This window comes from Pseudenhygromyxa sp. WMMC2535 (genome assembly GCF_011083025.2).
In genome coordinates, this window is record NZ_JABJWV010000001.1 from 7,620,877 (window position 1) to 7,642,232 (window position 21,356).

19 protein-coding genes are annotated in these 21,356 nt (G+C 70.3%); 9 read left to right on the forward strand and 10 right to left on the reverse strand.

The genetic code is table 11. The annotated features are described in order from the left end of the window. The first annotated feature begins 58 nt into the window (after positions 1-58). Positions 59-370 (forward strand): hypothetical protein, encoded by a 312-nt coding sequence (locus G6O69_RS29575; protein WP_176397157.1) that lies wholly within the window; start codon positions 59-61, stop codon positions 368-370. Then, positions 367-522: a hypothetical protein gene (locus G6O69_RS29580; protein ID WP_176397158.1), complete on the forward strand. Its 156-nt coding sequence runs from the start codon at positions 367-369 to the stop codon at positions 520-522. The genes G6O69_RS29575 and G6O69_RS29580 overlap by 4 nt, the downstream gene beginning before the upstream one ends. Positions 523-666: 144 nt before the next feature. Here G6O69_RS29580 and G6O69_RS29585 read toward each other — a convergent pair whose 3' ends face one another. Next, positions 667-1,017 carry an NAD(P)H-dependent oxidoreductase subunit E gene (locus tag G6O69_RS29585; RefSeq protein WP_172306826.1) on the reverse strand — a complete coding sequence of 117 codons (351 nt, stop codon included), beginning with the start codon at positions 1,015-1,017 and terminating at the stop codon, positions 667-669. A gap of 162 nt (positions 1,018-1,179) precedes the next feature. On the opposite strand from G6O69_RS29585, the gene G6O69_RS29590 reads away from it, so the two are divergent. Next, entirely contained in the window at positions 1,180-3,597 is a 2,418-nt protein-coding gene (locus tag G6O69_RS29590) for an AAA family ATPase (RefSeq protein ID WP_172306827.1), read from the forward strand. Positions 3,598-3,717: 120 nt separating this feature from the next. Next, the gene (locus tag G6O69_RS29595; protein ID WP_172306828.1) at positions 3,718-4,935 is read left to right on the forward strand and encodes a hypothetical protein; all 1,218 of its coding nucleotides are present in this window, start codon (positions 3,718-3,720) and stop codon (positions 4,933-4,935) included. Positions 4,936-4,950: 15 nt separating this feature from the next. Here G6O69_RS29595 and G6O69_RS29600 read toward each other — a convergent pair whose 3' ends face one another. From G6O69_RS29600 to hslV, 4 genes are all read right to left on the reverse strand, one after another. After that, positions 4,951-6,411 (reverse strand): DUF2520 domain-containing protein, encoded by a 1,461-nt coding sequence (locus tag G6O69_RS29600; protein ID WP_172306829.1) that lies wholly within the window; start codon positions 6,409-6,411, stop codon positions 4,951-4,953. Between the two features lie 226 nt (positions 6,412-6,637). Continuing rightward, on the reverse strand, positions 6,638-7,246 hold the full coding sequence (locus G6O69_RS29605; protein WP_172306830.1) for a VTT domain-containing protein: 609 nt from the start codon (positions 7,244-7,246) through the stop codon (positions 6,638-6,640). A gap of 149 nt (positions 7,247-7,395) precedes the next feature. Further along, entirely contained in the window at positions 7,396-8,892 is a 1,497-nt protein-coding gene (hslU, locus tag G6O69_RS29610; RefSeq protein WP_172306831.1) for an ATP-dependent protease ATPase subunit HslU, read from the reverse strand. A 10-nt stretch (positions 8,893-8,902) separates the two neighbouring features. Then, a complete protein-coding gene (gene hslV, locus G6O69_RS29615; RefSeq protein WP_172306832.1) occupies positions 8,903-9,448 on the reverse strand; it encodes an ATP-dependent protease subunit HslV in 546 nt (181 codons plus the stop codon). Between the two features lie 27 nt (positions 9,449-9,475). Between hslV and purN the strand changes: the two genes are divergently transcribed. Both purN and G6O69_RS29625 read left to right on the forward strand, forming a co-directional pair. Beyond that, positions 9,476-10,087 carry a phosphoribosylglycinamide formyltransferase gene (gene purN, locus G6O69_RS29620; protein WP_172306833.1) on the forward strand — a complete coding sequence of 204 codons (612 nt, stop codon included), beginning with the start codon at positions 9,476-9,478 and terminating at the stop codon, positions 10,085-10,087. A 179-nt stretch (positions 10,088-10,266) separates the two neighbouring features. After that, a complete protein-coding gene (locus G6O69_RS29625; protein ID WP_172306834.1) occupies positions 10,267-11,094 on the forward strand; it encodes a hypothetical protein in 828 nt (275 codons plus the stop codon). Positions 11,095-11,164: 70 nt separating this feature from the next. Here G6O69_RS29625 and polA read toward each other — a convergent pair whose 3' ends face one another. After that, entirely contained in the window at positions 11,165-13,984 is a 2,820-nt protein-coding gene (gene polA, locus G6O69_RS29630) for a DNA polymerase I (protein ID WP_172306835.1), read from the reverse strand. A gap of 366 nt (positions 13,985-14,350) precedes the next feature. On the opposite strand from polA, the gene G6O69_RS29635 reads away from it, so the two are divergent. Then, the gene (locus G6O69_RS29635; protein WP_172306836.1) at positions 14,351-15,418 is read left to right on the forward strand and encodes a poly-gamma-glutamate hydrolase family protein; all 1,068 of its coding nucleotides are present in this window, start codon (positions 14,351-14,353) and stop codon (positions 15,416-15,418) included. Positions 15,419-15,430: 12 nt separating this feature from the next. Here G6O69_RS29635 and G6O69_RS29640 read toward each other — a convergent pair whose 3' ends face one another. From G6O69_RS29640 to G6O69_RS29650, 3 genes are read right to left on the reverse strand one after another with little or no spacing between them, the layout of a single operon-like run. Continuing rightward, positions 15,431-16,816 (reverse strand): AI-2E family transporter, encoded by a 1,386-nt coding sequence (locus tag G6O69_RS29640; RefSeq protein WP_172306837.1) that lies wholly within the window; start codon positions 16,814-16,816, stop codon positions 15,431-15,433. Between the two features lie 25 nt (positions 16,817-16,841). Then, the gene (locus tag G6O69_RS29645) at positions 16,842-17,972 is read right to left on the reverse strand and encodes a tetratricopeptide repeat protein (protein WP_172306838.1); all 1,131 of its coding nucleotides are present in this window, start codon (positions 17,970-17,972) and stop codon (positions 16,842-16,844) included. After that, complete coding sequence (locus tag G6O69_RS29650; RefSeq protein WP_172306839.1) at positions 17,969-18,496, reverse strand: hypothetical protein; 528 nt, start codon at positions 18,494-18,496, stop codon at positions 17,969-17,971. Before G6O69_RS29650 ends, G6O69_RS29645 begins: the two co-directional genes overlap by 4 nt. 212 nt (positions 18,497-18,708) lie before the next feature. Here G6O69_RS29650 and G6O69_RS40705 point away from each other — a divergent pair, with 212 nt between their 5' ends. Next, positions 18,709-19,416 carry a MopE-related protein gene (locus G6O69_RS40705; protein WP_255215906.1) on the forward strand — a complete coding sequence of 236 codons (708 nt, stop codon included), beginning with the start codon at positions 18,709-18,711 and terminating at the stop codon, positions 19,414-19,416. Positions 19,417-19,568: 152 nt separating this feature from the next. Further along, positions 19,569-20,198, forward strand: a complete 630-nt coding sequence (gene udk, locus G6O69_RS29660; protein WP_172306840.1) for a uridine kinase — start codon at positions 19,569-19,571, stop codon at positions 20,196-20,198. Between the two features lie 87 nt (positions 20,199-20,285). Here the strand turns inward: udk and G6O69_RS29665 are convergent, their stop codons facing one another. Further along, a complete protein-coding gene (locus G6O69_RS29665) occupies positions 20,286-21,281 on the reverse strand; it encodes a hypothetical protein (RefSeq protein ID WP_217909939.1) in 996 nt (331 codons plus the stop codon). Positions 21,282-21,356: the final 75 nt, after the last annotated feature.

Consider the following 21,356-nt stretch of genomic DNA (forward strand, 5'->3'; position numbering starts at 1 on the left):
GCGCGCCCCCTCTCCGCCTAGCTTGGCCTCGTGAAACAACTCGGCCGACAGTCCGGCCATGGCCGCTTTCCATCGCCCCCTCAACCGTCGCATCGACTCCGCCTGGAACACCTTCGACCGGTGGCTGCGCCTGCACATCCTCTTCCGGGCCATGGGCCACCAGTTGCACCGCATGTTCCTCTGGCAGGTCGTCAGGCGCTCTGACGGCCCCGCCAAGGAACCCGGGGGCGGCTCCACCAACGAGGTCCAGACCGCCGGCGGCGGCCGCCTGAATGGCCTCGGCTCGACTACACCGACCTCAACACCTCCGTCCCCTGCCTCGAGCAGCAAGGCTTCGCCTCGGGGGGGGGCGTCGGCGCCCGCGGTATGATCCTCAACTACGTCGGCGGCGTCGCGGGCCAGTGCGCGGGCGTTGGGCTCAGGAAGCTCGACCAGCGCCCCACCTACGTCAAACACGAGGAGTGGGAGGTCTGCGTGTACCGCAGACAGCCCCACCGGATCCTAGAGCGGCGATCGGTTTGAAGGCGCGCCCTCAGGTGCGTCTTGGCGGTTCCGTGGCTAGGAGCGAGGCCGAAGCTGTGGTGGACCCACTGCGAGCGCCGAGCGACAACGACCACGGGGCCGCCAAGATGTGCCTGACGGTGCGAATTCAAACCGGTCGCCGCTCTAGTAGTCCTCCACCCACTCCTCGATCGCCGCCCCCCCCTCGACGTGCTCCTTCAGCATCCGCCGAACCCGCTCCTCATCCATCCCCAGATAGAGCCCCCGCGTCCCGAGCAGGACCTCGAAGTCCGGCTCCACGCTCCCGTCCTCCCCTTCCTTCAGCTCGCGCACGAGCATGTTGGGCCCCTCGTCGCAGCGCCCAAAGCAGGTCAGGTTGACGACATCGACGCGGCCGCGGAGCGCCTCGCTGCCTTCGGCCTCCTGCTCGATGAGCTCGACGAGCTCCTCGCTGCCGTGGCACACCCCGCAGCTCGGGCCGTCGCAAACGAGGATCTGGAACCGGGGCTTGGTCATCCCGGGGAAAGTGCGAGCAAAGCCCGGTCTTCGCAATGGTCACGATCACCAGGCGCCCTCCTGGCGCGTGATTTTCTTCAATGATCCCGGGTCCCCCCCTCCGGCGCCTGCGATTCCACCGCTTTTTTGCCCCTGAACATCAGACCCCATAGCTTGGCGGCCATGCCCGAGGCGCTCGCCTTCCGCTCGCCACCACGCCGCTCGCGCGCAGGCGCCGGTCACGGCTCGTCCTGCGACCTGCTGATCGGGCTCGCGGGCCACGAGCTCGTGCGCGCTGTGCTCACCGAGGTCGGCGTCGACGTCGACGCCCTGCCGGCGATCCGCGACCGCCTCGCGGACGAGATCGAGAGCGAGCCCGCCGATTGGCACCTGCGCCTGCAACAGCGCGGCGGACGGGTCGGCCCCGAGGGCGAGCTCGAGCAGCTCCTGGCGATCGTCCGCAGCGCGGACTGCCACGCCTATCAGGCCCTGCAGCTCGCCGGCGCCAACACGGGGCAGCTGCGTCGGCTGCTGATCGAGCGCGTCCGCGAGCGCGGCCGCCAGCGCGTCAGCCGGCGACCCGAGCCCGCGGCCAGGCCAGGCAAGAGCGCGAGCAGCTCTGGCTCTTTGCGCATGTCGGCGATCCGCGAGGGCAGCAGCGCCCGGCCGGCGCCCCCCTCCCCGCGTCAGTCTCTGCGCGGCGGCGGACACAGCAGCGCCGCCTCGCCGAGCGCCACCGCTCAGCCCCACGCTCGCCCCCAGCCCGTGCGCGCCGCGGGGACCCGGCCAACCCAGGCTGCCCAGCCTGCCCGCAGCCACGCGGCCTCCCCCGCACCCTCACCCGAGCCTCGCGCCCTCCCGGCGCGGGCCCGAGACGAGCACAAGGCCGAGCCCGAGCCCGACGAGCTGCGCTCGCTCCACCCCGCCAAGCTCCCGCCCATGGCCGGGCGCCAGCGCGAGCTGGCCATGCTCGCCGACGCGCTCTTGCGCCGCAGCCCCCGGGCCCCGCTGCTCGTCGGTGAGCACGGCAGCGGGCGCACGCTCCTGGCCACGCACCTGGCGACGATCCTCGATCGCCCGATCTTCCGGCTCGAGGCCCCGCGCTACGCCGACGAGGGCGAGCCGCTGGCCGATGACCTCGAGCTGATCGCCGAGGCCGGCGGCGTGGTGATCTTCGACGAGCTCGATCGCGTGGCCGCCGAAGCCCCGCCTTGCTTCTTGCCGGCCCTCGCCCGCGCCTGGGCCAGCGGCACGCCGCGGATCCTCACCGTGCTCTCGCACGAGACCCGCGCCCGCCTCGAGACCTGGATGCCGGGGATCCTCGAGACCCTCGACGTGGTCTTGCTCCCGCCCCTCGACACCGCCGAGGTCCACCAGGCCGTCAAGCTGGCGAGCCCGGCGATCCTCGAGCAGCACGGGCTGAGCCTCGATCCTCGCGCCCACCTCAGCGAGCTGACCCGGATCGCGGATCGCTTTTTGAGCGGCCTGGCGATGCCCGGGCGCGCCCTCGATCTGCTCGATCTCGCCTGCGCCCGAGCCGTGCGCTCCGGCCATCAGGTCCTCGATCCAGAGCTGTGGATCGACATCGTCTGCGAGCGCACCGGTCTGCCCCGCAACCGGGTCGAGGGTCGCAACGAGCGCGAGATCCTCGATCTCGACGTCCAGCTCGCCCGCCAGGTCGTCGGCCACGAGCACGTGCTCGAGGCCCTCGCCGCGCTGATCCGCCGCAACCGGGCGGGCTTCTCGAGCGGGCGGCCGATCGCCTCGGTGCTGCTCCTGGGCCCCTCGGGCGTGGGCAAGACCGAGATCGCCAAGGCCCTGGCCAGCGCGCTCTATGAGCGCGACGACGCGCTGCTGCGCCTGGACATGAGCGAGTACGCCGAGGCCCACGCCGTCGCCCGGGTCGTCGGCGCCCCGCCCGGCTACGTCGGCCACGAGCAAGGCGGCGCGCTCACGGATCCGATGATCCAAAATCCCCACCGCGTCGTGCTCCTCGACGAGATCGAGAAGAGCCACCGCGACGTGCACCAGCTGCTCTTGCAGGTCTTCGACGAGGGCCGGCTGACCGACGGGCGCGGGCGGACGATCGACTTTCGCCACGCGGTGGTGATCATGACCTCCAACCTCGGCGCGGAGCTGATGATGCACCGGCCCGAGCATGGCGAGCATGGCGAGCAGCCCGAGGACGAGACCGTGCTCGAGCGCGCCCGCGCCCACTTCCCCGTGGAGCTGTGGAACCGCATCGAGGCCCCGCTGGTCCTGCGCCCGCTCCACCGCGAGCAGATGCTGGCGATCTGCCGCCGGCTGATCACCAGCAGCTCGGCGCGCCTGGCCCATGAGCGGGGCATCCGCTACCGCGTCGACGACGAGGTGATCGAGCAGCTGATCGAGCGCGCGGGGGTCGATCCGGCCCTGGGCGCCCGCCCGCTGCGCCACCTGCTCGGCCGCGAGATCGAGAGCATGGTGGCCGAGGCGATCCTTCGCGGTCAGGTCCGCGCCGGCGACGAGATCGAGGTTCGGCGCGACGAGGACGGCCGGCTGCTCTGCGCCCGCGCGCCGCGAGTCGCCAAGGGCGACGCCCCCGGCGGCGCGCAAAACTAAATTTAACCAAAAAGCTTCATGGCCCGAAAAGGGGTCCTGGACGGGTCTCTGCGGCCAATCTCGGGCCCGGCCCAAAATGAGGGGTTTGCGCTCGCCCGCAGTTCGTGGCTCGATCTTCGGGTGTGGCCCAACGAGCGCGAGGCGCTGAGCGTCTGGGCCGACAGGCAGCTGTCGGCGGGCGCCCCCCTCGGAGAGATCGTCGCGCTCCACCTGCGCGCCCGTGAGCGCAGCGCCGACACCACCCGCACGGACGCGGCGATCCACGAGGAGGTCTTCGCGCTTCGCGCTCGGGCCGAGCGCCTGCGCCTCGAGCACGCCGAGGCCCTGCTCGGCCCCGACCTCGGCGAGCTACCCGAGCGCCTGCGCCTGCGCTGGAGCATGGGCCTGGTCCGCTCGGTCTATGTCGACGCCCGGCCGCGCGACTACGAGCGCCCCCGGCCGCTCCTGGTCCTCGATCTGCTCACCCAGCTCCTGCGCCAGCCCGCGCTGCGCTTCGTCGACGAGCTCCACGTCGACACCCCCGAGTACGACGACGCCCTCGAGCGTGGGCTGCTCGCGGCGCTGGGAGAGGCCAGCTGCCCCAGCCGGCCGAGGCGGCTGATCCTCGGCGCCATGCCCCGGCGCTTCCGCGTGATCCAGAGCCTCGCCGCGAGCCCAGGGCGGGCGCGCTACGGCCCGCTGCAACGCGACCAGCTCGAGGCCCCCGCCGCCGCCGGGCTGACGTGGCTGATCCGCTGGGGCCAGATCCAGGCCCTTCCCTGGGCCAGCGGCGACGCCGGCTCGCGCCTCCAGGCCCTCGAGCGCGCCCTGGCGGGCCCCTGGAGCCCCGCGCACGAGCGACAGCTGGGCCGCGCCATGTGGGATACGAGCGTCCGCCTCCGCCAGCGCCTCTTCCAGGCCCTGCCCACGCTCCCCGACGACGCCGCCCCCCTGCTGCTCCCGGCCCTGGCCATCGCCCTCGACGCGCAGCCGCCTCTGGCCGCGGTGCTCGAGCGCAGCTTGACCCGGGTGAGCGCGCGGCCCAGCTGGGTCGCCGGCGTCGCCGACAACTTTGGTGTGCACGAGCCCTGGGTCCCGCGCTGGCTCACGGGGGTCAGCCGGGTCAGCCGTCAGGCCGCCGCCAGGGCCTGCCCGCGGCTGCGCGCCATGCTGACGCGACGCATCCCGCCGCACCACGAGCGCAACCTCCGGCGTGACCTGGGCGCCCTCGAGCGCTGGTCCACGCAGGCGCTCGAGGCGGCGCCTTTCGAGGACGAGAGCGTCGCCGAGCTGATCGCCAAGATCGGCGACGGCCCCAGGGGCTTTGGCCGCAAACGAGGCGGGCCCCCGCCCTCCTGAGCCTCGGCCTCCCCCTCACCCCCGAGGCAGCCGCAGCAGGGCCTCGAGGCGCGCGCTGAGCAGGGCATAGAGCGCCCTGGCGTCGGGATCGTCGATGGCTTTCAGGTGCGCCTCGACCGTTGCCCGATCCCCGCGCGAGAGCGGGCCCGTCACGCCGGCGGGGATCCCCAGGGCCAGGAGGTTCTCGAGCGAGCTCGACAGCAGCTCGCCCATGGCGTGGTCCCCCGGCTCGAGGCCCAGATCCCGAAGGATCCCGGCGGCGTTGGCCGCCAGCACGGCGAGGTGGTTCGCGGCCAGGGCACAGGCGGCGTGGTAGGCAAGGCGCCCGCGCGCGTCGAGGCCGTCGAGCTCGAGCACGGGCGCGTCACCGATCAGGCGCCGCGCCAGGCGCTTGGCGGGGCCGGCCCCAGCCACACCAAAGCTGGCCCGACGCAGCCGCGACCAGCCCTGCTCGCTGCGCAGCGAGCAGATCGGGTGGAGCGTGCCCACGGGGTGACCGGCCTCCGCCAGCGGCCCGAGGCGCTCCCGGGCCAGGCGAGCGCCCGCGGCGTGGAGCACGGGCACGGAGGTCGGCAGCCGGCCCACGAGGGTCGCGGCCACATCCGGCAGTGCGCCGTCCTGGGCCAGGATCCACACGCCGATCGGCGGCGGCCCCTCGGGCAGCGCGGCCTCGCCACGGACGAGCGCCCGCGCGCCCACGGCCTCGACCACGAAGCCGCGATCCCACAGCCAGGGCAGCGCGTGGCTGGCCACGTGGCCGTGGCCGATCACCCACACCCGCGGCTCGTCCCCGGCGATCCAGCGCTCGAGGGCCGGCACGACCGCGGCGGGGACCCGCGCCCGCAGCCCCGCTCGCGCCTTCGCTACGGTCTCGGGGACGGTCTCGGGGACGGTCTCGGGGACGGTCTCCGGGACGGTCTGGCCGGATCGAGCAGGCCACTCGCCCGCCGCCACGGCGGCCCGCAGCGTGTCGAGGTCCTCGCGGACCGCGGTGCTGCTGACCTCTGGCAAGCTGGCCGCCCCCGGATCCGACCAGCCCGCGCGCGGCACCACGATCGGCTCGAAGTCGGCGCAGATCTTGTCCCAGCGATGCCAGCGGGCGGTCTCTCCGCTGCGCGTGATGTCGGAGCCCACCACCAGGCGCACGCGCCAGCCCGGGTGGCGCGCGGCCAGGGCCTCGAGCAGCTCGAGGGTGTAGCTCGGCCGGCCATCTCGCTGGGCCGCGAGCTCGGCCTCGATCTCGCTGAGCACCACCTGACCGCCGTCGAGGTCCGGGCCAAAGGCCAGCCGCGCCCAGCTCGTGCGCCGGGCGAAGGGCGCCAGGCGCTTGCCCAGGGGATGGTCGGCGCAGGGCACCACCATCACGCGATCGGCCCAGCCGCCCGCGATCAAGAAGCGGGGCAAGAGCGCGTGGCCGAGGTGGGGAGGATCGAAGCTGCCGCCGAGCACGGCGAGGACCGGGCGATCGTCGCTCACCGGCCCACGGTACCGCCCCAGCGCCGCGCTGTCTTTCACCGCAGACTCCTAGAGCGGTTGCCGCTCTAGGAGCCCGTGGTGGAACCCAGCGCGGCTCCTGGCGCCGGGTTTTTCGTCGAGGGCGCGAAGCCAAAACGCCGCTGTACCGGGCGTACTGCCAGTTTTGGCGACAAAGCCCTCGGCGAAAAGACCAAGCCAGGTGTCGTGTTGGGTTCACCACGGGCTCCTAGCCGGCGATGGTCAGGAAGCCGCGCTGGATCAGCCACAAGAACAGCGCCACCCGAGGGACCCGCAGCAGCGAGATCGTCAGGAACTCGACGAAGGGCAGCTTGGTCGCCCCCGCCGCCCAGCAGGTGATCGAGTAGGGGATCGGGGTCACGGCCGCGACCGCCAGGAACCAGCGCCCGCCCTGGCGCAGGTGCTCGCGCATGTCGTCGCCGCCGCGCTGGCGCATGAAAGCCTCGAGCCGGTGGCTGCGCGCGATGAGGTAGCGACCCAGGAGCCAGCCGGCGCTGCCTCCCGCCAGGCTGCCGAGGCTGCCCCAGGCGACCACCTCCCAAAAAGGCATGCCGCCCCACAGCCCGAAGGCCGTGAACGCGTCGTTGGGCATGGGCACCGTGAAGGCGTCGGGGATGAAGAAGCCGACCGCGATGCCGGGGCCGCCGAAGCTGGCCACGAACCACTGCCCGAGCGCGACCAGGGGCTCGCGGAACAGCCAGCCGAGCAGCGCGGCGAACACGGTGAAACCCATCACCGCGAGCGCCGCCATGACCAAGGCCTTGCGGAAGTTCAGGCGCTTGGGCTCCGCAGGCTCGCTCACCGCGTCAGCGGACATCGTTGCCCGGATAGCGCCACGCCCACCCGACGTCAAACCTCGTTCGCTGGTGGCCGCACGCAGGTCGCGGTGGCCCACAGGCGAGGGAGGGCCAAAAGCAGCGCAAGATCCGCCCTGGCCTTCAGCCAGGCTCGCCTGGAGCAATCGCTCTAGAGAATGTGCCGGGACAGATCCTGATCCGCGAGCAGGTCACCGATGCGCTCGCGGACATAGCCGGCCGTGATCTTCACGGTCTGCGCGCCGATCTCCGAGGCCTCGAAGGAGAGCTCGTCGAGGACCCGCTCGAGCACGGTATGCAGCCGTCGGGCGCCGATGTTCTCGAGCTGGTCGTTGGCCGCCGCGGCGACCCGGGCGAGCTCGGCCACGGCGTCGTCGCCGAACTCCACGATCACGCCCTCGGTGGCAAGCAGCGCCTCGTACTGCTTGATCAGCGAGTTGTCGGTGTCGCGCAGGATCTGCACGAACTCCTGCTCGCCGAGGCTCTCGAGCTCCACGCGGATCGGGAAGCGGCCCTGGAGCTCGGGGATCAGGTCGCTGACCTTGGCCATGTGGAAGGCCCCGGCGGCGATGAAGAGCACGTGATCGCTGCGCACCGGCCCGTACTTGGTGGCGACGGTCGAGCCCTCGACCAGGGGCAGGAGGTCGCGCTGGACGCCCTCGCGCGAGACGTCGGCTCCGCGGCCGCTCTCCCGCGAGCAAATCTTGTCGATCTCGTCGAGGAAGACCACCCCGAGCTGCTCGGCCCGGCGCACGGCCTCGCGGCGGACCTCGTCACGATCGACGAGCTTGCGGGCCTCCTGCTGCGCGATCAGGTCGCGGGCCTCGGCCACGGTGGTGTTGTGCTTGCGCTTGCGCTTGCCCAGGCCGCCAAAGAGCTCGCCTAGCTGCTCGCCCAGCTGACCGCCGTCGAAGCCGCCAGGGCCGCCCATGCCACCCATACCGGGGCCGCCCACGCCGCCCGGGCCCCCCATGCCGGGACCCATGCCAGGCAGCATCTGCAGGCCGCCGCCTTCTTCTTCGACCTCGATCTCGATCTCGCGCTGCTCGAGCTTGCCCTCCTCGAGCAGCTTGCGCAGCTTCTCGCGGCTGGCCTCGTTGGCCGGCTTTTGCTTGGGTGGATCCCCGGGCCGCTGGGTGTAGCCGTGCGTCCCTGCTCCGCTACCGGATCCGCTACCGGATCCGCCACCGGGCGAGGGCGGCAGCAGAGCATCGAGGATCTTCTCGTCGGCGCGCTGGCGCGCGGCCTCCCAGACCTCGGACTCCTTCTCCTCGCGGACGAGCTTGGCGGCGACCTCGACGAGGTCGCGGATCACCGAGTCCACGTCGCGGCCCACGTAGCCGACCTCGGTGAACTTGCTGACCTCGACCTTCACGAAGGGCGCGTTGCTGAGCTTGGCCAGGCGCCTGGCGATCTCGGTCTTCCCGACCCCCGTGGGCCCGACCATGATGATGTTCTTGGGCGAGATCTCGTCGCGCAGGTCACCCTCGACCTGCTGGCGGCGCCAGCGGTTGCGCAGGGCGATGGCCACGGCCCGCTTGGCGCGCTGCTGACCGATCACGAAGCGATCGAGCTCGGCGACCACCTTGCGCGGGGTCAGCGAGCGGACCTCTTCGTCGTTGCGGCTGAGGCTCGGGAGAATGCGCATGGGGGCTCCTCTAGTCCTCGAAGTCGAGGACCGTGGTCTGGTGGTTGGTGAACACGCAGATCTCACCGGCGATCTGCAGGCCGGCCTCGACGAGGCCGCGGGCGTCGAGCTCGCTGTGGCGCAGCAGGGCCCGGGCGGCGGACAGGGCGTAGTTGCCTCCGGAGCCGATCGCCAAGATCCCGTCTTCGGCCTCGATCACGTCGCCGGTGCCCGAGAGCAGCAAGGAACGCTCGCGGTCGGCGACGATCATCAGGGCCTCGAGGCGGCGATAGCGACGATCCATGCGCCAGTCCTTGGCGAGCTCGACGCAGGCGCGGGTGAAGTTCCCGCCCACGCTCTCGAGCTTGGCCTCGAGCAGCTCGCACAAGGTCAGGCCGTCGGCGGCCGAGCCCGCGAAGCCGGCGAGGATCTTTCCGCGGGCGAGCTTGCGGACCTTGACGGCGCTGCCCTTGACGATGGTGTTGCCCATGGACACCTGACCGTCGGCCCCGAGGGCCACCTTGCCGTCGCGGCGTACGCACAGGACCGTGGTCGAGCGGATCGCGGCGTCGTTCATGGGGCCGAGAGTATATGCTCGGCGCCGATGCCCGAAGCCCCGTCGCCCCCCCGCCTGGCCGTGTTCGCCTCCGGCGGCGGCAGTAACCTCCAGGCGCTGATCGACGCCCACGAGCGCGGGGACCTGCCTGCGCCCGTGGCCCTGGTGATCGTCAACAAGGCCAAGGCCGGCGCCCGTGAGCGCGCCCGCAAACACGGGATCCCCGAGGTCCATGTCAACTTGCGCGGGGTCGACCTGCGCGAGCAGCCCGACCCCGACAGCCGGATCCTCGAGCTCCTGCGCGCCCACGAGATCGACGTCGTCGTCCTCGCCGGTTGGCTCGCCCTGGTCAGCCCGCGGATCCTCGAGGCCTTCCCCGATCGGGTGGTGAACATCCACCCCGGTCCCCTGCCCCGCTTCGGCGGCAAGGGCATGTACGGCCTGCACGTGCACCGAGCCGTGCTCGAGGCGGGCGTGGAGCAGTCCGGGCCCACGGTCCACCTAGTCGATCCTCGCTACGACGAGGGCCCCGTGCTCGCCCACATCCCGGTCCCCGTGGCCGAGGGCGACACCCCGGAATCACTCCAGCAGCGAGTGCTTCGCGCTGAGCACGCGCTCTACTGGCGAGTGATCCGAGACCGCTTTTGCGAGCCCGCCTGAGCGCGGCCAGACGACGACGGCCGGCCCGCTCGCCACGGCCTGGCCATGAAGGATCCCCAGCCGCGGGCCATCAACGCCCCGGCTCCGCGGATGGAGCACAGGCGCTCGCGTCGCCCCGCGTGACGATTGTCCGCGACCTTGCGCAAATCTCCCGTGGGTATGCCAACATGAGGTCCATCATGTCTTGTCTTCGCTCGAGCATTGGCCTGTCGCTGGCCGCCATCTCGCTCCTGGCCGGCTGTGGCCGCACCGACGCCATCATCGACGCGCAGAGCGTGGGTGACGAGATCGGTGAGACGTGGAGCTACGAGACCACCGCGAGCGGGACCAACGACACCATCGCGGACATCGATACGGGCACCTGGGACACCACCCCGCTCGACACCTGGGGCGAGACCGAGCCCGACTGGGGCGAGGACTGGGAAGACACCACGGACTGGACCGAGACCTCGTCCACGGAGACCACCGGCTCCGAGACCGAGACCGAGACCTCCTCGACCTCCTCGACCTCCTCGGAGACCACCGAGACCGAGACCTCGTCCACGGAGACCACCAGCTCCGAGACCGAGACCGAGACCGAGACATCCTCGACCTCGACCGAGACCTCGTCCACGGAGACCACCAGCTCCGAGACCGAGACCGAGACATCCTCGACCTCCACCGAGACCACCGAGACCGAGACCACGACCTCGACCGAGACCACCGAGACCACGACGACCACCAGCACCACCACCGGCGGAGGGACCTGCGCCGACGGGACGGCCTGCCTTGTCGAGTGCGGTGACTTTGGTCAGACCTGCATCGACGAGTGCACGGCAGACCTGCCCGACGACGAGGCGAGCGCCCTCTTCGACCTGCAGATCTGCGCGATCCAGGCGTGCTTCTTCCTGGGCCAGTGCACCCTCGGCGACTTCAACGCCCCGGAGTGCGTGCAGTGTCGCTTCGACGCCAACCAAGACCCCGCCAGCTTCGGCTGCGCCGACGAAGGGGCGGTCTGCGGGCTCTGAGCGCTCCTGCAAAACAAAGGGCCCGCCCCGCTCGAAGCGGTCGCGGGCCCTTTGTTTTTCAGCCTTGGCCTCAGCCCTTGGCGGCCTCCCAGGTCGGGCCCCAGCCGCCCTCGACCACCAGCGGCACGTCGAGCTTGGCCGCGCCCTCCATGGCCGGCTTGACCAGCTTCACGAGCGCCTCGACGCGCTCCGCGTCGCACTCGAAGATCAGCTCGTCGTGGACCGTGAGCAGCATCCGCGCCCACGCCTTGGTCTGTAGCAGGCGCTCGACCTCGACCATGGCGATCTTGAGGATGTCGGCGGCGCTGCCCTGGATCGGCGTGTTGCGAGCGATGCGCTCGCCATAGGAGCGGGCCACGGACCCGCGCCGACGCAGCTCGGGGATCCGCCGGCGGCGACCAAAGATGGTCTCGGCGAAGCCCGTGTCCTTGGCCGTGTCGATCAGCGCCGTCATGTAGCTGGCCACGCCGGGGATCTTCTTGAAGTAGGCCTTGATGTAGCGCCCCGCCCGGCCCTGGGGGATGCCCAGCTGGCGCGCCAGGCCGAAGGCGCTCTGGCCGTAGATCACCCCGAAGTTGACGGCCTTGGCCACCCGGCGCTGCTCGTCGCTGACCTCGTCCTCGGAGACCTCGAAGACCTCGGCGGCGGTCCGCCGGTGGACGTCGGCGCCCTCGACGAAGGAGCGGCACAAGTTGGGGTCCTTGGACAGGTGGGCCAGGACGCGCAGCTCGATCTGCGAGTAGTCCAAGGTGACCAGCAGCTTGCCCTCGGGAGCGATGAAGCCGCGGCGGATGCGACGCCCCTGGTCCGTGCGGATCGGGATGTTCTGCAAGTTGGGGTCGCTGCTCGACAGCCGCCCGGTCGCGGCCACGGCCTGGTGGAAGTGGGTGTGCAGGCGGCCGGTGTCGGGGTTGACCAGCGTGGGCAGGGTGTCGAGGTAGGTGCCCTTGAGCTTGGCCAGGCTGCGGTAGTCGAGGATGTGCTTGACGATCGGATCGAGCAGGCTCAGCTCCTCGAGGGTCGCGGCGTCGGTGCTGTAGCCGGTCTTGGTCTTCTTCTTGGCCGGCAGCCCGCGCTCTTCGAAGAGCAGCTTGCCGAGCTGCTTGGGCGAGTTGGGGTCGACGGGGTGCCCCGCCTCCTCCTCGATGGCGGCGCGCAGGGCGTCGACCTGCTCGCCCAGCTCCTCGGCCTGGCGCCCGAGTTCGTCTTTGTCCAAGAGGATCCCGCGCCGCTCGAGGCGAGCGAGGACCGTGGTCAGCGGCAGCTCGATGTCTCGGTAGAGCCGCTCGCTGAGCTCGCCGGCGTCCTCGACCGCTTTGGCCATGTGCGGGCCCAGAGTCGCTATCAGGCCCGCGCGCTCGCCAGCCCAGGGCGCGGCCATGGCCACGTCCACCTGATCGTAGCCGACGCGCTTTTTGCCCTTGCCGACCAGGCTCTCGCGATCGGCGAGCGCGTGACCGCCCAGATCCTTGGCCAGCCCGGCGAGCTCGTGGTCGCTGCGCGCGGGATCGAGGGTGTAGGAGACCAACATGGTGTCGATCCCCACGCCCCGCGGGGAGAGCTCCAGCCCCGGCCCGAGCAGCACGACCTCCTGGTTCTTGAGGGCGTGGGTGTACTTGGGCAGGGCCGCGTCGGTGAGCAGCGGGCCGAGCTTGGCGAAGAGCTCGGCCTGCGCCCACTGCTTGGTCTCGCCGTCGCTGAGGCTGCGGTGGCCGAGGGGCAGGTAGATCGGCGGCTGGGCCAAGCTCCCCGCCTCGCCGCCGGGGATGGCCAGGGCCACGCCGATCACGTCGGCGCGCAGGGGGTCCTCGCCGGAGAGCTGCAGCTCGAAGCCCAGGCCGCCCGCCGCTCGGGCCGCCGCCAGGAACACGTCGAGGGCCTCGCCCTGATCGCCCTCGATCACCACCGTCGCCGCGCCGTCCACCTTCAGGGAGTCGAGCTTGGTGAGGGTGTCGGCCAGGGTCTGCGGCGCCACCCGGCGCGAGCCGCTGCCGCTGCGCACAGCCCCCGTCAGCGTGGCCTGGAAGCCCAGCGGGCCGAAGAAGGCCTCCATCGTCGCGCGATCCGGCCCCTTGTCGACGAGGCTGTCGAGGGTCTTGGGCAGGTCGTAGTCCGTGCGCAGGGCGACGAGCTCCCGGCTGAGGCGGGCGAGATCGGCCTGCTCCTCGAGGCGTTCCCGGCGCTTCTTTTGCTTGATCTTGTCGGTGCTCGCCAAGATGCCCTCGAGATCGCCGTACTCGTCGAGCAAGCTCGCGGCGGTCTTGGGCCCGATGCCCGCGACCCCCGGGACGTTGTCACTGCTGTCGCCGGCCAGGGCCAGAAGATCACCGAGCTTCTCGGGCGCGACCCCGAACTTGTCGACGACCTCCACCGGGCCCACGCGGCGGTTCTTCATCGTATCCCACAGCCGCACGCTCCCGTCGCGGGCGTCGTCGTCCCCACGCACGAGCTGCATGAGGTCCTTGTCCGTCGACACGATCACCACCTCGAGGCCCGCCTTGGCCCCCGCCTCGGCGTAGGCGGCGATCAGGTCGTCGGCCTCGTAGCGCGGGTGCTCGACCCAGGGGATGGCCAGGGCGTCGGTGGCCTCGCGGACCAGAGGGATCTGCGGGCGCAGGTCCTCCGGGGGCGGCGGCCGGTTGGCCTTGTACTCGGCGTAGAGGTCCTTTCGCCAGTTCTTGCCGCCGCTGGCGTCGAACACCGAGAGCAGATATTGAGGCGCGAATTCCTTGCGGACGGCCTGAACCATGCGAACGTAGCCATGAACGGCATTGACCGGGCGCCCATCCGGGGCCGTCAGCATCGGCAGGGCGTGGTACGCCCGAAACAGGAAGTTATTCGCGTCGACCAGGAAGAGGCTGCCGACGCCGCCCGAGGGTCGACCGCTCATCGAAGCAGCTCCGAGTTTTGGTCGGTGTGGGAGGGGTGAACGCTCGCTGCGGTCATCCCCGAGGTTGTACACCGGCGCGTCAGCGCACCCCAGGGCCCACACGTGAGCCGGCGTATCGAACGCCCCCCCCGCCGCCAGCCCGTGGCCCTGTAGTCACCGATATGCCAATAGAGACAGTACCAATCGATTTCGACCATTTTATAAATATACTGAATTAATCAATCGACACGTGCGCGAAAATAGATCTACACATACAAGCTCACGAATGCCATGCTGTGCGCGTTACGGGTCTTACATTTACAGCTGGCCGTCACCCCTCGCTGGAGATGAAAACAAGTGAACGTACGAAACGCCACTCCCCCCCCATTGGCCAATGACTTCGACCGCCGACGCTTCATGCAGCTGCTCGGCGCGGCGACCCTCCCCCTGCTCAGCCAGGGCTGCGACTACGAGGACGCCCCCGACACGCTGCGAAATTGGGACGATGACGAGCCCTCCCCCTTCGTCGATGAGGTCGAGAGCGACGGCCCCGAACAGGTCCCGGTCAGCGGGTTCTCCAAGGACGTCTCCGTCCGCCACGCCTTCCTCAATCAGCTCACGCTGATCACGGATGAATGTGCTTGTTCGATCACCCCAGAGCTCGCAGCCATGGCCGACCTGGACATCGGCGACCAGGTCCGCATCACGCGAGACAGCGATAACTACGCGCTGTACACCGTAAAGAGCATCCTCTCCGACAACAACGACATCTTCACGGTGCGCATGGGGCTCTCGGGACGCCAGCGGCTGGGCACCTCCGAGGACACGCAGGCCGAGCTGCGGACCTCGATCTTCGCCTCGACCAACAGCATCAACGCAGCCAAGAACCAAAGTGAGTTCATCGAGGAACTCATCGACGACGACAGCCACACGGGGCTGATCGCCTGCGCCGCCCACGGCGGCTGGATCGAGTCCCGCACCGACAAGCAAGCCGAGCGCCTGCGCCAGGTCCTGGCCAGCAAGAACCCCTCGTCCTGGATATGTCGCGGCTATCGTCAAGGCGGAGGTTCATATGATCGATGGCATATTACGAGCGAAGACTTGAGCACGAGGAGCCACCCAGGGCTCGCCGCGGTCGCCAACCGTGGTTTTGCTTACGCCGTATCCTTCCACGGTATGAGCAATGGATCCGTGCTCATTGGCGGCGGAGGACCGTTGGAGCTCAAGCAGGCCATCCGCGCCGCGATCCTGATGATGACTGGTAACTCCAACCTCGAGGTCTACATCGCCCAACCAGACGACCTTTTCAACGGAGACTCGCCAAAAAACTTCGTCAACTGGCTGACGGCTGGCGGCAACGGAGGCATCCAGATCGAGCAGAGCTACGCTGTTCGCCAGACCTACTGGCGTGAGATCGCCGACGCCGTCGCCATCATCATGTGGCAGCTCATCTGAGCCACGGCCGGCTCAGGGCTCCTTGGGCTCGTCGTCGACGAGCACGGGACGCGAGCCCGATCCGGCCGCCGGGTGGCTCGCCGAGCGCAGACCCCGGCGCGTGGTCCGTTTGCGCGGCCGCCCCACGTTGGCGCGCTTGCGGGCGTAGATGACCCCCGTCTGGACCACGCTGGCCACGGGGATCGCCAGCACCAGGCCGAGCACCCCGGCGACCTCGAAGCCGGCGAGCAGCGCGAAGAGCAGCACCACCGGGTGGATGTTGGAGGCGATGCCGATGATCTTGGGGTTGAGGTAGCTGGCCTCGAAGAGGTGGATGACGACGAGCCAGCCGAGCATGGCCGCGGACTTGCCAAAGGCCAGGCCCGAGAGGCCGACGTCCCCCGAGAGCAGCGCCACCCCCATGATCGGGATCGTGGCCACCAAGATCCCCGCCACCGGGACGACGCTGAAGAGCGCCGCGATCATCGCGAGGAGCAGGCTGTAGTGGACCCCGAACAGGCGCAGGCCGATGTAGGCCAAGGTCCCGTTGACCAGGCAGATCAGGATCTGCCCGCGGACGACCCCGGCCATGCCCTCGTCGATCCCCTCGATCAGCTCTCCGAGCTGCTCGCGGTGGCGTGGGGGGATCAGCGAGCGGATGAAGCGCTGGATGCGATCGAGGTCGACGAGCACGAAGGCCGCGACCAGGAAGGCGAGCACGAAGTCGGTGAGGAAGGCGGCGACGCCGGTCACCACCCCGCGCACGGTGGCCGCGGCCGCCTCGGTGAGCTCGTCGCCCTTGCTGGCCACGAGGTCGCGGACGATCGCGCCGAAGCTGTCCTGGCGCGGGCGGTCGGGCTGGATCACCCAGCCGCCGCCGCTGTCGTGGACCTCGAGGTGGAGCTCGCGCAGATCCACGCGGTAGCTGCCGTCGTCGAGCGGCTCGACGACGAGCTCGCTCGCGCTCTCCTGGACCCCGCGCGGGGTCGACTCGGCGGGCAGGAGCCCCGGGAAGGTCGACTCGAACCACGCGCTGGCCCGCGGCAGCCACTCGTCGTTGAGGGTCTGCACGGCCTCGGGGGTCGACTCGCTGAGCCGGGCGAGGTCGGAGATCACCCCGGGGAGCAGGCCGCCAAAGAAGCCCACCAGCAGCCCGAGCAAGACGACGTAGACCACGGCCACGGCCCCGGCTCGGCCGATGCGCGGGCCGATGCGGCGGACCAGGGGCTCGAGCAGGTAGGCGATGAGCGCCCCGAACACGAAGGGCAGCAGCACCCGGCGAAAGAAGATCAGGCAGAGCAGGACGAAGAGCAGCACGCCCCACAGCCACCACGAGCGCCGGCGCTCGGCCTCGCCTGCTTGGGCGCCCTTGGCCTCCGCCCTGGCACCCTCTGTCCCACCGCTGCGCTCCTCAGCCACCGCTCATCCCCTGGCCCAGAGCCTACTAGCCCTCTAGCCCCACTGTCGTCGCAGAGTCCCACGCCCCACAACTGGGGCAGCGGAAGCTGAAGCGCTCCATGGTCGCGCTGCAGCGGCGGCACAGCAGGCCCGAGCTCGCGGGCGCCCGCATCGCCGCCTCGCTGGCCTGCTCGCGCTGGCCGCGAGCCAGACGCATGCGGATCAGCGCCAGCTGGGCCGAGGGGCTGCGCTCGGCGACGCGCTCGAGGGCCGCCGCGGCCTGATCGAGGTGCTGGCGAGCCACGCGCTCGGCCAGCGCGACGACCAGGTGAGGCTCACGAGCGATGCGCAGGCTCGAGAGCATGCGCTCCATCAGGTCGCCTTGGCGGCCGTGCTCGCTCGCCCACTCCCAGGCCTCGGGGACGATGGTCCGCGCGCCCGCGGGGCTGAGCTCCCAGGCGCGCTGCCAGGACTCGAGGGCCTCGCTGGGGTCGCCAAACTCGGCCTCCACCCGGGCGCGCACGGCCCAGCAGTGGCCGCTGTCGGGGGCGAGGTCCACGGCCCGCTCGGCCAGCTTGCGAGCCTTCTTGTCCTCGCCGTCCTCGAGCGCCTCGCTGGCCTGACCCGCGACGACGTGGCCACGACCGACGCGGGCCTCCTGGGCGCGGCGCCCCTCGACCTGCTTTTCGAGGCGCTCCCAGGCCGCGGCCGCCCGCTCCCAGGCGCCGGCCCGCTCGAGGGCCTTGGCCAGGGTCTCGAGGGTCGCCACCGAGCGCGGGGCCAAGCTCGCGGCCCGCACGAGGGCACCCACTGCCGCCCGCTCGTTGCCCTGCGCCAGGAGATCCCGGCCCAGGCCCACGAGCGCCGCGACGCGCTGCTCCGAGGGAAGATCCGCCGAGGCCAGCACCGTGCGGTGCACGGCCTTGGCCCGCTCGACGCGGCCCCTGCGGCGATCGAGGGCCGCGAGGGCCAGGAACACGGTGGGATCGCCGGGCTCGGTCTCGCAGATCTGCTCGAGCTCCTGGGCGACGTTCTCGCTGTCCCCCTCGGCGAGCTCATAGAGCACGCGGTTGCGCCGCGCGAGGTTCTCGCGGACCGGGCGCATGGGCGCGATGTACCACCAGCCCACCGCGAAGCCGACCAGCAGGCAGATCAGAGCCACGAATACGTAGCTCATGGCTTGCCCCTACCCTGGCCGCCCACGGACGGGCGGGCGCTCGCGCTGCCGCGCGCGGGCAGCTCCGGCCTGCTCGTCTCCTGCTGGAGCATGTCCTGCTGAAGCATGCGATCGCGGCGCATCTTCTCCGTCATCACCTTCTTGGCGCGGATGTCGAGGTGCGCCTCCGCGGCGAGGATCTCGTCCTCCTCCTGCTGGCGCAGGGGCAGCGTGCGCAGCTCGAGGATCTCGCGCTCGAGCTCCCGCAGGCGGCGCTGGAGCAGCGCGATGCTGCGGATGCGGAAGGGCACCACGGTGATACCCAACAGCAGCAAGCTCACGCCCGCGCCCCACCCCGCCATGATCCCGATCAGCGGGACCGCGAAGCGCTGACGGATCAGCGGATCGGCGAAGTCGAAGCGTGGAACCAGAAGAACCACCTCGACCACAGCCCGGTTCTCCTGGAGCACGAGCGTGAACCAGAACAACCCCAGGATGAAGAGGAAGAGGCAGACGCCGAGATATGCCCTACCGACGACGGACACGGATCCGGCGCAGGGTATCACGAGCGCGGCGCGACCAGAGCCCCCCTCCTGCGATCAGCTGATCGGCGCCCTCGCACGGCCACGGATCAGTCGGTGATCAGCCGGGCATCGGGAACAGGCGTACAGCAGACCTGTGACACGCGCATCGGACATTGTATCCTGGGCGCATGCTCGAGTCCGTCCGCCCCCGCGGTCTGTCTTTCATTCTTTGCATGGCTTTCAGCGCTGGCCTCGTCGCAGGCTGCTCGACCCCCAAGGGCATGAGCGACGTCGACAAGGAGCTCGCCAAGGCCCGCAAGCAAGCCGGCCAGCGCGAGTCGGCCGAGTGCTACCCGTCCAGCAAGGAGCCCTGCTACACCCAGGCCGACGGCCAGCAAGGCCCCGAGGGCACCGCCGGCCGTGGCATCTGCCAGGAGGGCCTCCGCGTCTGCGACGCCGAGGGCTTCTGGTCGACCTGCGACGGCGCCGTGCTCCCCGAGCGCGAGCTGTGCAACAAGATCGACGACGACTGCAACGGCAAGGTCGACGACGGCTTCGAGCGTGAGGGCGCCAAGTGCTTCGCCGGTGAGGGCGAATGCCGCGCCGAGGGCACCTACTCGTGCAGCGCCGACGGTACCCAGTCGGTGTGCAGCGCCACCGCCAAGGCTCCCACGGCCGAGGTCTGCGACGGCAGGGACAACGACTGCGACGGCGAGATCGACGACGGCGACGTCGAGGGTACCGGCGCCAGCTGCAAGACCGGCCAGGCCGGCGCTTGCGCCGAGGGCATCAAACAATGCGTGACCGGCTCCATCAAGTGCATGCCCACGCACATCCGCACCGTCGAGATCTGCAACAAGGTCGACGATGACTGCGACAACAAGGTCGACGAGGACTGCATCTCCGAAGAAGAGGCCCGCAAGGCCGGCCTCCTCAAGTGAGCAACCGATAGCCGGCGACTCGCCGCCACGACGCTCCCCTCCTCGCCCGCATCTGTGGCGCGCAGGCGAGCGTTTTCACGTGAGCTATCCGCTGCTCGGAACGCATAAAGCGCGGGGCATCGGGGGACGCCCTGTTGCTATCTTCCGCGCCGATGTCCGACCGGCCTCATACCAGCCTCGTCATCGGAATCGCCGGCGGAAGCGGTTCGGGCAAGAGCACCGTCGCAGACGCCCTGGCGTCGGCGCTCCCCTCGGAGCTGGTCGCTACCTTGCGGCATGACAGCTACTACCGCGACCGGCCCGACCTCAGCCTCGAGCAGCGCCACGCGCTGAACTACGACCACCCCGAGGCCCTCGAGACCGAGCTGCTCGTCGAGCACCTCCAGCATCTCAAGGCCGGCAACCCGGTCGACGTCCCGATCTACAACTTCAAGACCCACCGGCGCTTCCCCGACACCCAGCGCGTCGTGCCTGCGCCGGTGGTCATCGTCGAGGGCATCTTGGTGTTCGTCGACGAGCGCCTGCGCCGGGAGCTCGACGTGAAGATCTTCGTCGACACCGAGGCCGACATCCGTGCGATCCGGCGGATCCGCCGGGACATGCGTGATCGCGGGCGCGACTTCGAGTCCGTGCGCAAGCAGTACTACGAGACCGTCCGGCCGATGCATCTGCAGTTCGTCGAGCCGAGCAAGCGCACCGCGGACCTGATCATCCCCGAAGGTGGGGAGAACCGCGTGGCCATCGACGTGCTCCTGGCTCGGCTGCGCGAAGCGACGATCTAGATTCGAATCCTGGGTTCGAAACTCGGACCCAAAACTCAGGCCCGAATCGAGCGCTTCGTGGGTCGCCTGCGCTCGAGAACCATGTCCTCAGCTCGAGAGTAGCTGCGCCTCGATGGCCTGGGGCGCCTGAGACTTGGCCAGCTCGTACCAACGCTGGAGCTGGTCGGGCTGCTTGCACGCGAGCACACGCTCCCGGGCCTCGCTCGTCAGCGCGACGCCGCGGACCTCGAGGAGATCGAGCACGCTCGCGCGGAGCACCTCCGCCCTTCCCTCTCGCTCACCGAGACTGAACGCGTAGCTGGTGCGGACGAAGCCCTCGAGCGCCCCAAGCTCGCTCATGTCCCCGACCACCTCGAGCTTTCCCTGCTCGGGGTCTTCGACCACGCCCGACTCGCGCAGCTGAGATGTGGCTTCTTCGATCATTGAACCTGGTATTGCCATCGACACGAGCACACCGTAGCGCCGCATCAGTCGGTCGTCGAGGTTCGTGAGCGCGACCAGGGCGGCCCGTATACCGGCCATCCGTCGTTTTCGCGGCGTCTCGGATCTCGCGTGCACGAGCGCGCCCAAGATCGTGGCGAGCGGACGCCTGCGTGCATCCTCGAGACCTACGAGAAGATCGACGTGCACCGCCTCGACGAGCACGGGGCTCGGCTCGAGCTGGGGGAGCAGCCCTCTGATCCACCGGCGGACGCCTGGCGCGATGGCGAAGACGAGCAGCTGAGACTGCGCCTGGAATTCGGCCGCAGCGGCGGCGCTGAGCTCGATCCACCGCCAACGCTTGGCCTGATCGACCACGTCTTGAAACTCGACGACGAAGACGAAGCACGCCCGCCCGTCGTCGCCATCGACGGTGATCAGCATGTCCGCGACTCGAAGATGTGCACGGCGCACGAGCGCGGGGATCTCGAAGCTCGTCGGACGTCGCCGCAGCGTCCCCTGCGGCAGCGCTCCCCGTGCGCGAGAGATGGCGGCGACCAGCGTCTGCGGATCCTGGCAGAGCAGCGTGCCCAGCAGATGTACGAAGCTCTCGTGCAAGCTGGCGAGGACGTCGAGCGGGCGCATGCCCGGCTTGCTTGGCAAGCCGCCTGCCAACGCCAACATGCGTCATTTCAAGGGGTTGAGGACGGTGGCCGGCGCGCAGCTGGCCTGCTAGCA

Bases quoted from the DNA above. Each gene is read 5' to 3' on its own strand.
- G6O69_RS29580 (WP_176397158.1), top strand. From the start codon at position 367: ATGATCCTCAACTACGTCGGCGGCGTCGCGGGCCAGTGCGCGGGCGTT.
- hslV (WP_172306832.1), bottom strand. From the start codon at position 9,448: ATGAACGACGCCGCGATCCGCTCGACCACGGTCCTGTGCGTACGCCGC.
- polA (WP_172306835.1), bottom strand. From the start codon at position 13,984: ATGAGCGGTCGACCCTCGGGCGGCGTCGGCAGCCTCTTCCTGGTCGAC.
- udk (WP_172306840.1), top strand. From the start codon at position 19,569: ATGTCCGACCGGCCTCATACCAGCCTCGTCATCGGAATCGCCGGCGGA.
- G6O69_RS29625 (WP_172306834.1), top strand. From the start codon at position 10,267: ATGTCTTGTCTTCGCTCGAGCATTGGCCTGTCGCTGGCCGCCATCTCG.
- purN (WP_172306833.1), top strand. From the start codon at position 9,476: ATGCCCGAAGCCCCGTCGCCCCCCCGCCTGGCCGTGTTCGCCTCCGGC.
- G6O69_RS40705 (WP_255215906.1), top strand. From the start codon at position 18,709: ATGGCTTTCAGCGCTGGCCTCGTCGCAGGCTGCTCGACCCCCAAGGGC.
- G6O69_RS29590 (WP_172306827.1), top strand. From the start codon at position 1,180: ATGCCCGAGGCGCTCGCCTTCCGCTCGCCACCACGCCGCTCGCGCGCA.
- G6O69_RS29605 (WP_172306830.1), bottom strand. From the start codon at position 7,246: ATGTCCGCTGACGCGGTGAGCGAGCCTGCGGAGCCCAAGCGCCTGAAC.
- hslU (WP_172306831.1), bottom strand. From the start codon at position 8,892: ATGCGCATTCTCCCGAGCCTCAGCCGCAACGACGAAGAGGTCCGCTCG.
- G6O69_RS29585 (WP_172306826.1), bottom strand. From the start codon at position 1,017: ATGACCAAGCCCCGGTTCCAGATCCTCGTTTGCGACGGCCCGAGCTGC.
- G6O69_RS29575 (WP_176397157.1), top strand. From the start codon at position 59: ATGGCCGCTTTCCATCGCCCCCTCAACCGTCGCATCGACTCCGCCTGG.
- G6O69_RS29645 (WP_172306838.1), bottom strand. From the start codon at position 17,972: ATGAGCTACGTATTCGTGGCTCTGATCTGCCTGCTGGTCGGCTTCGCG.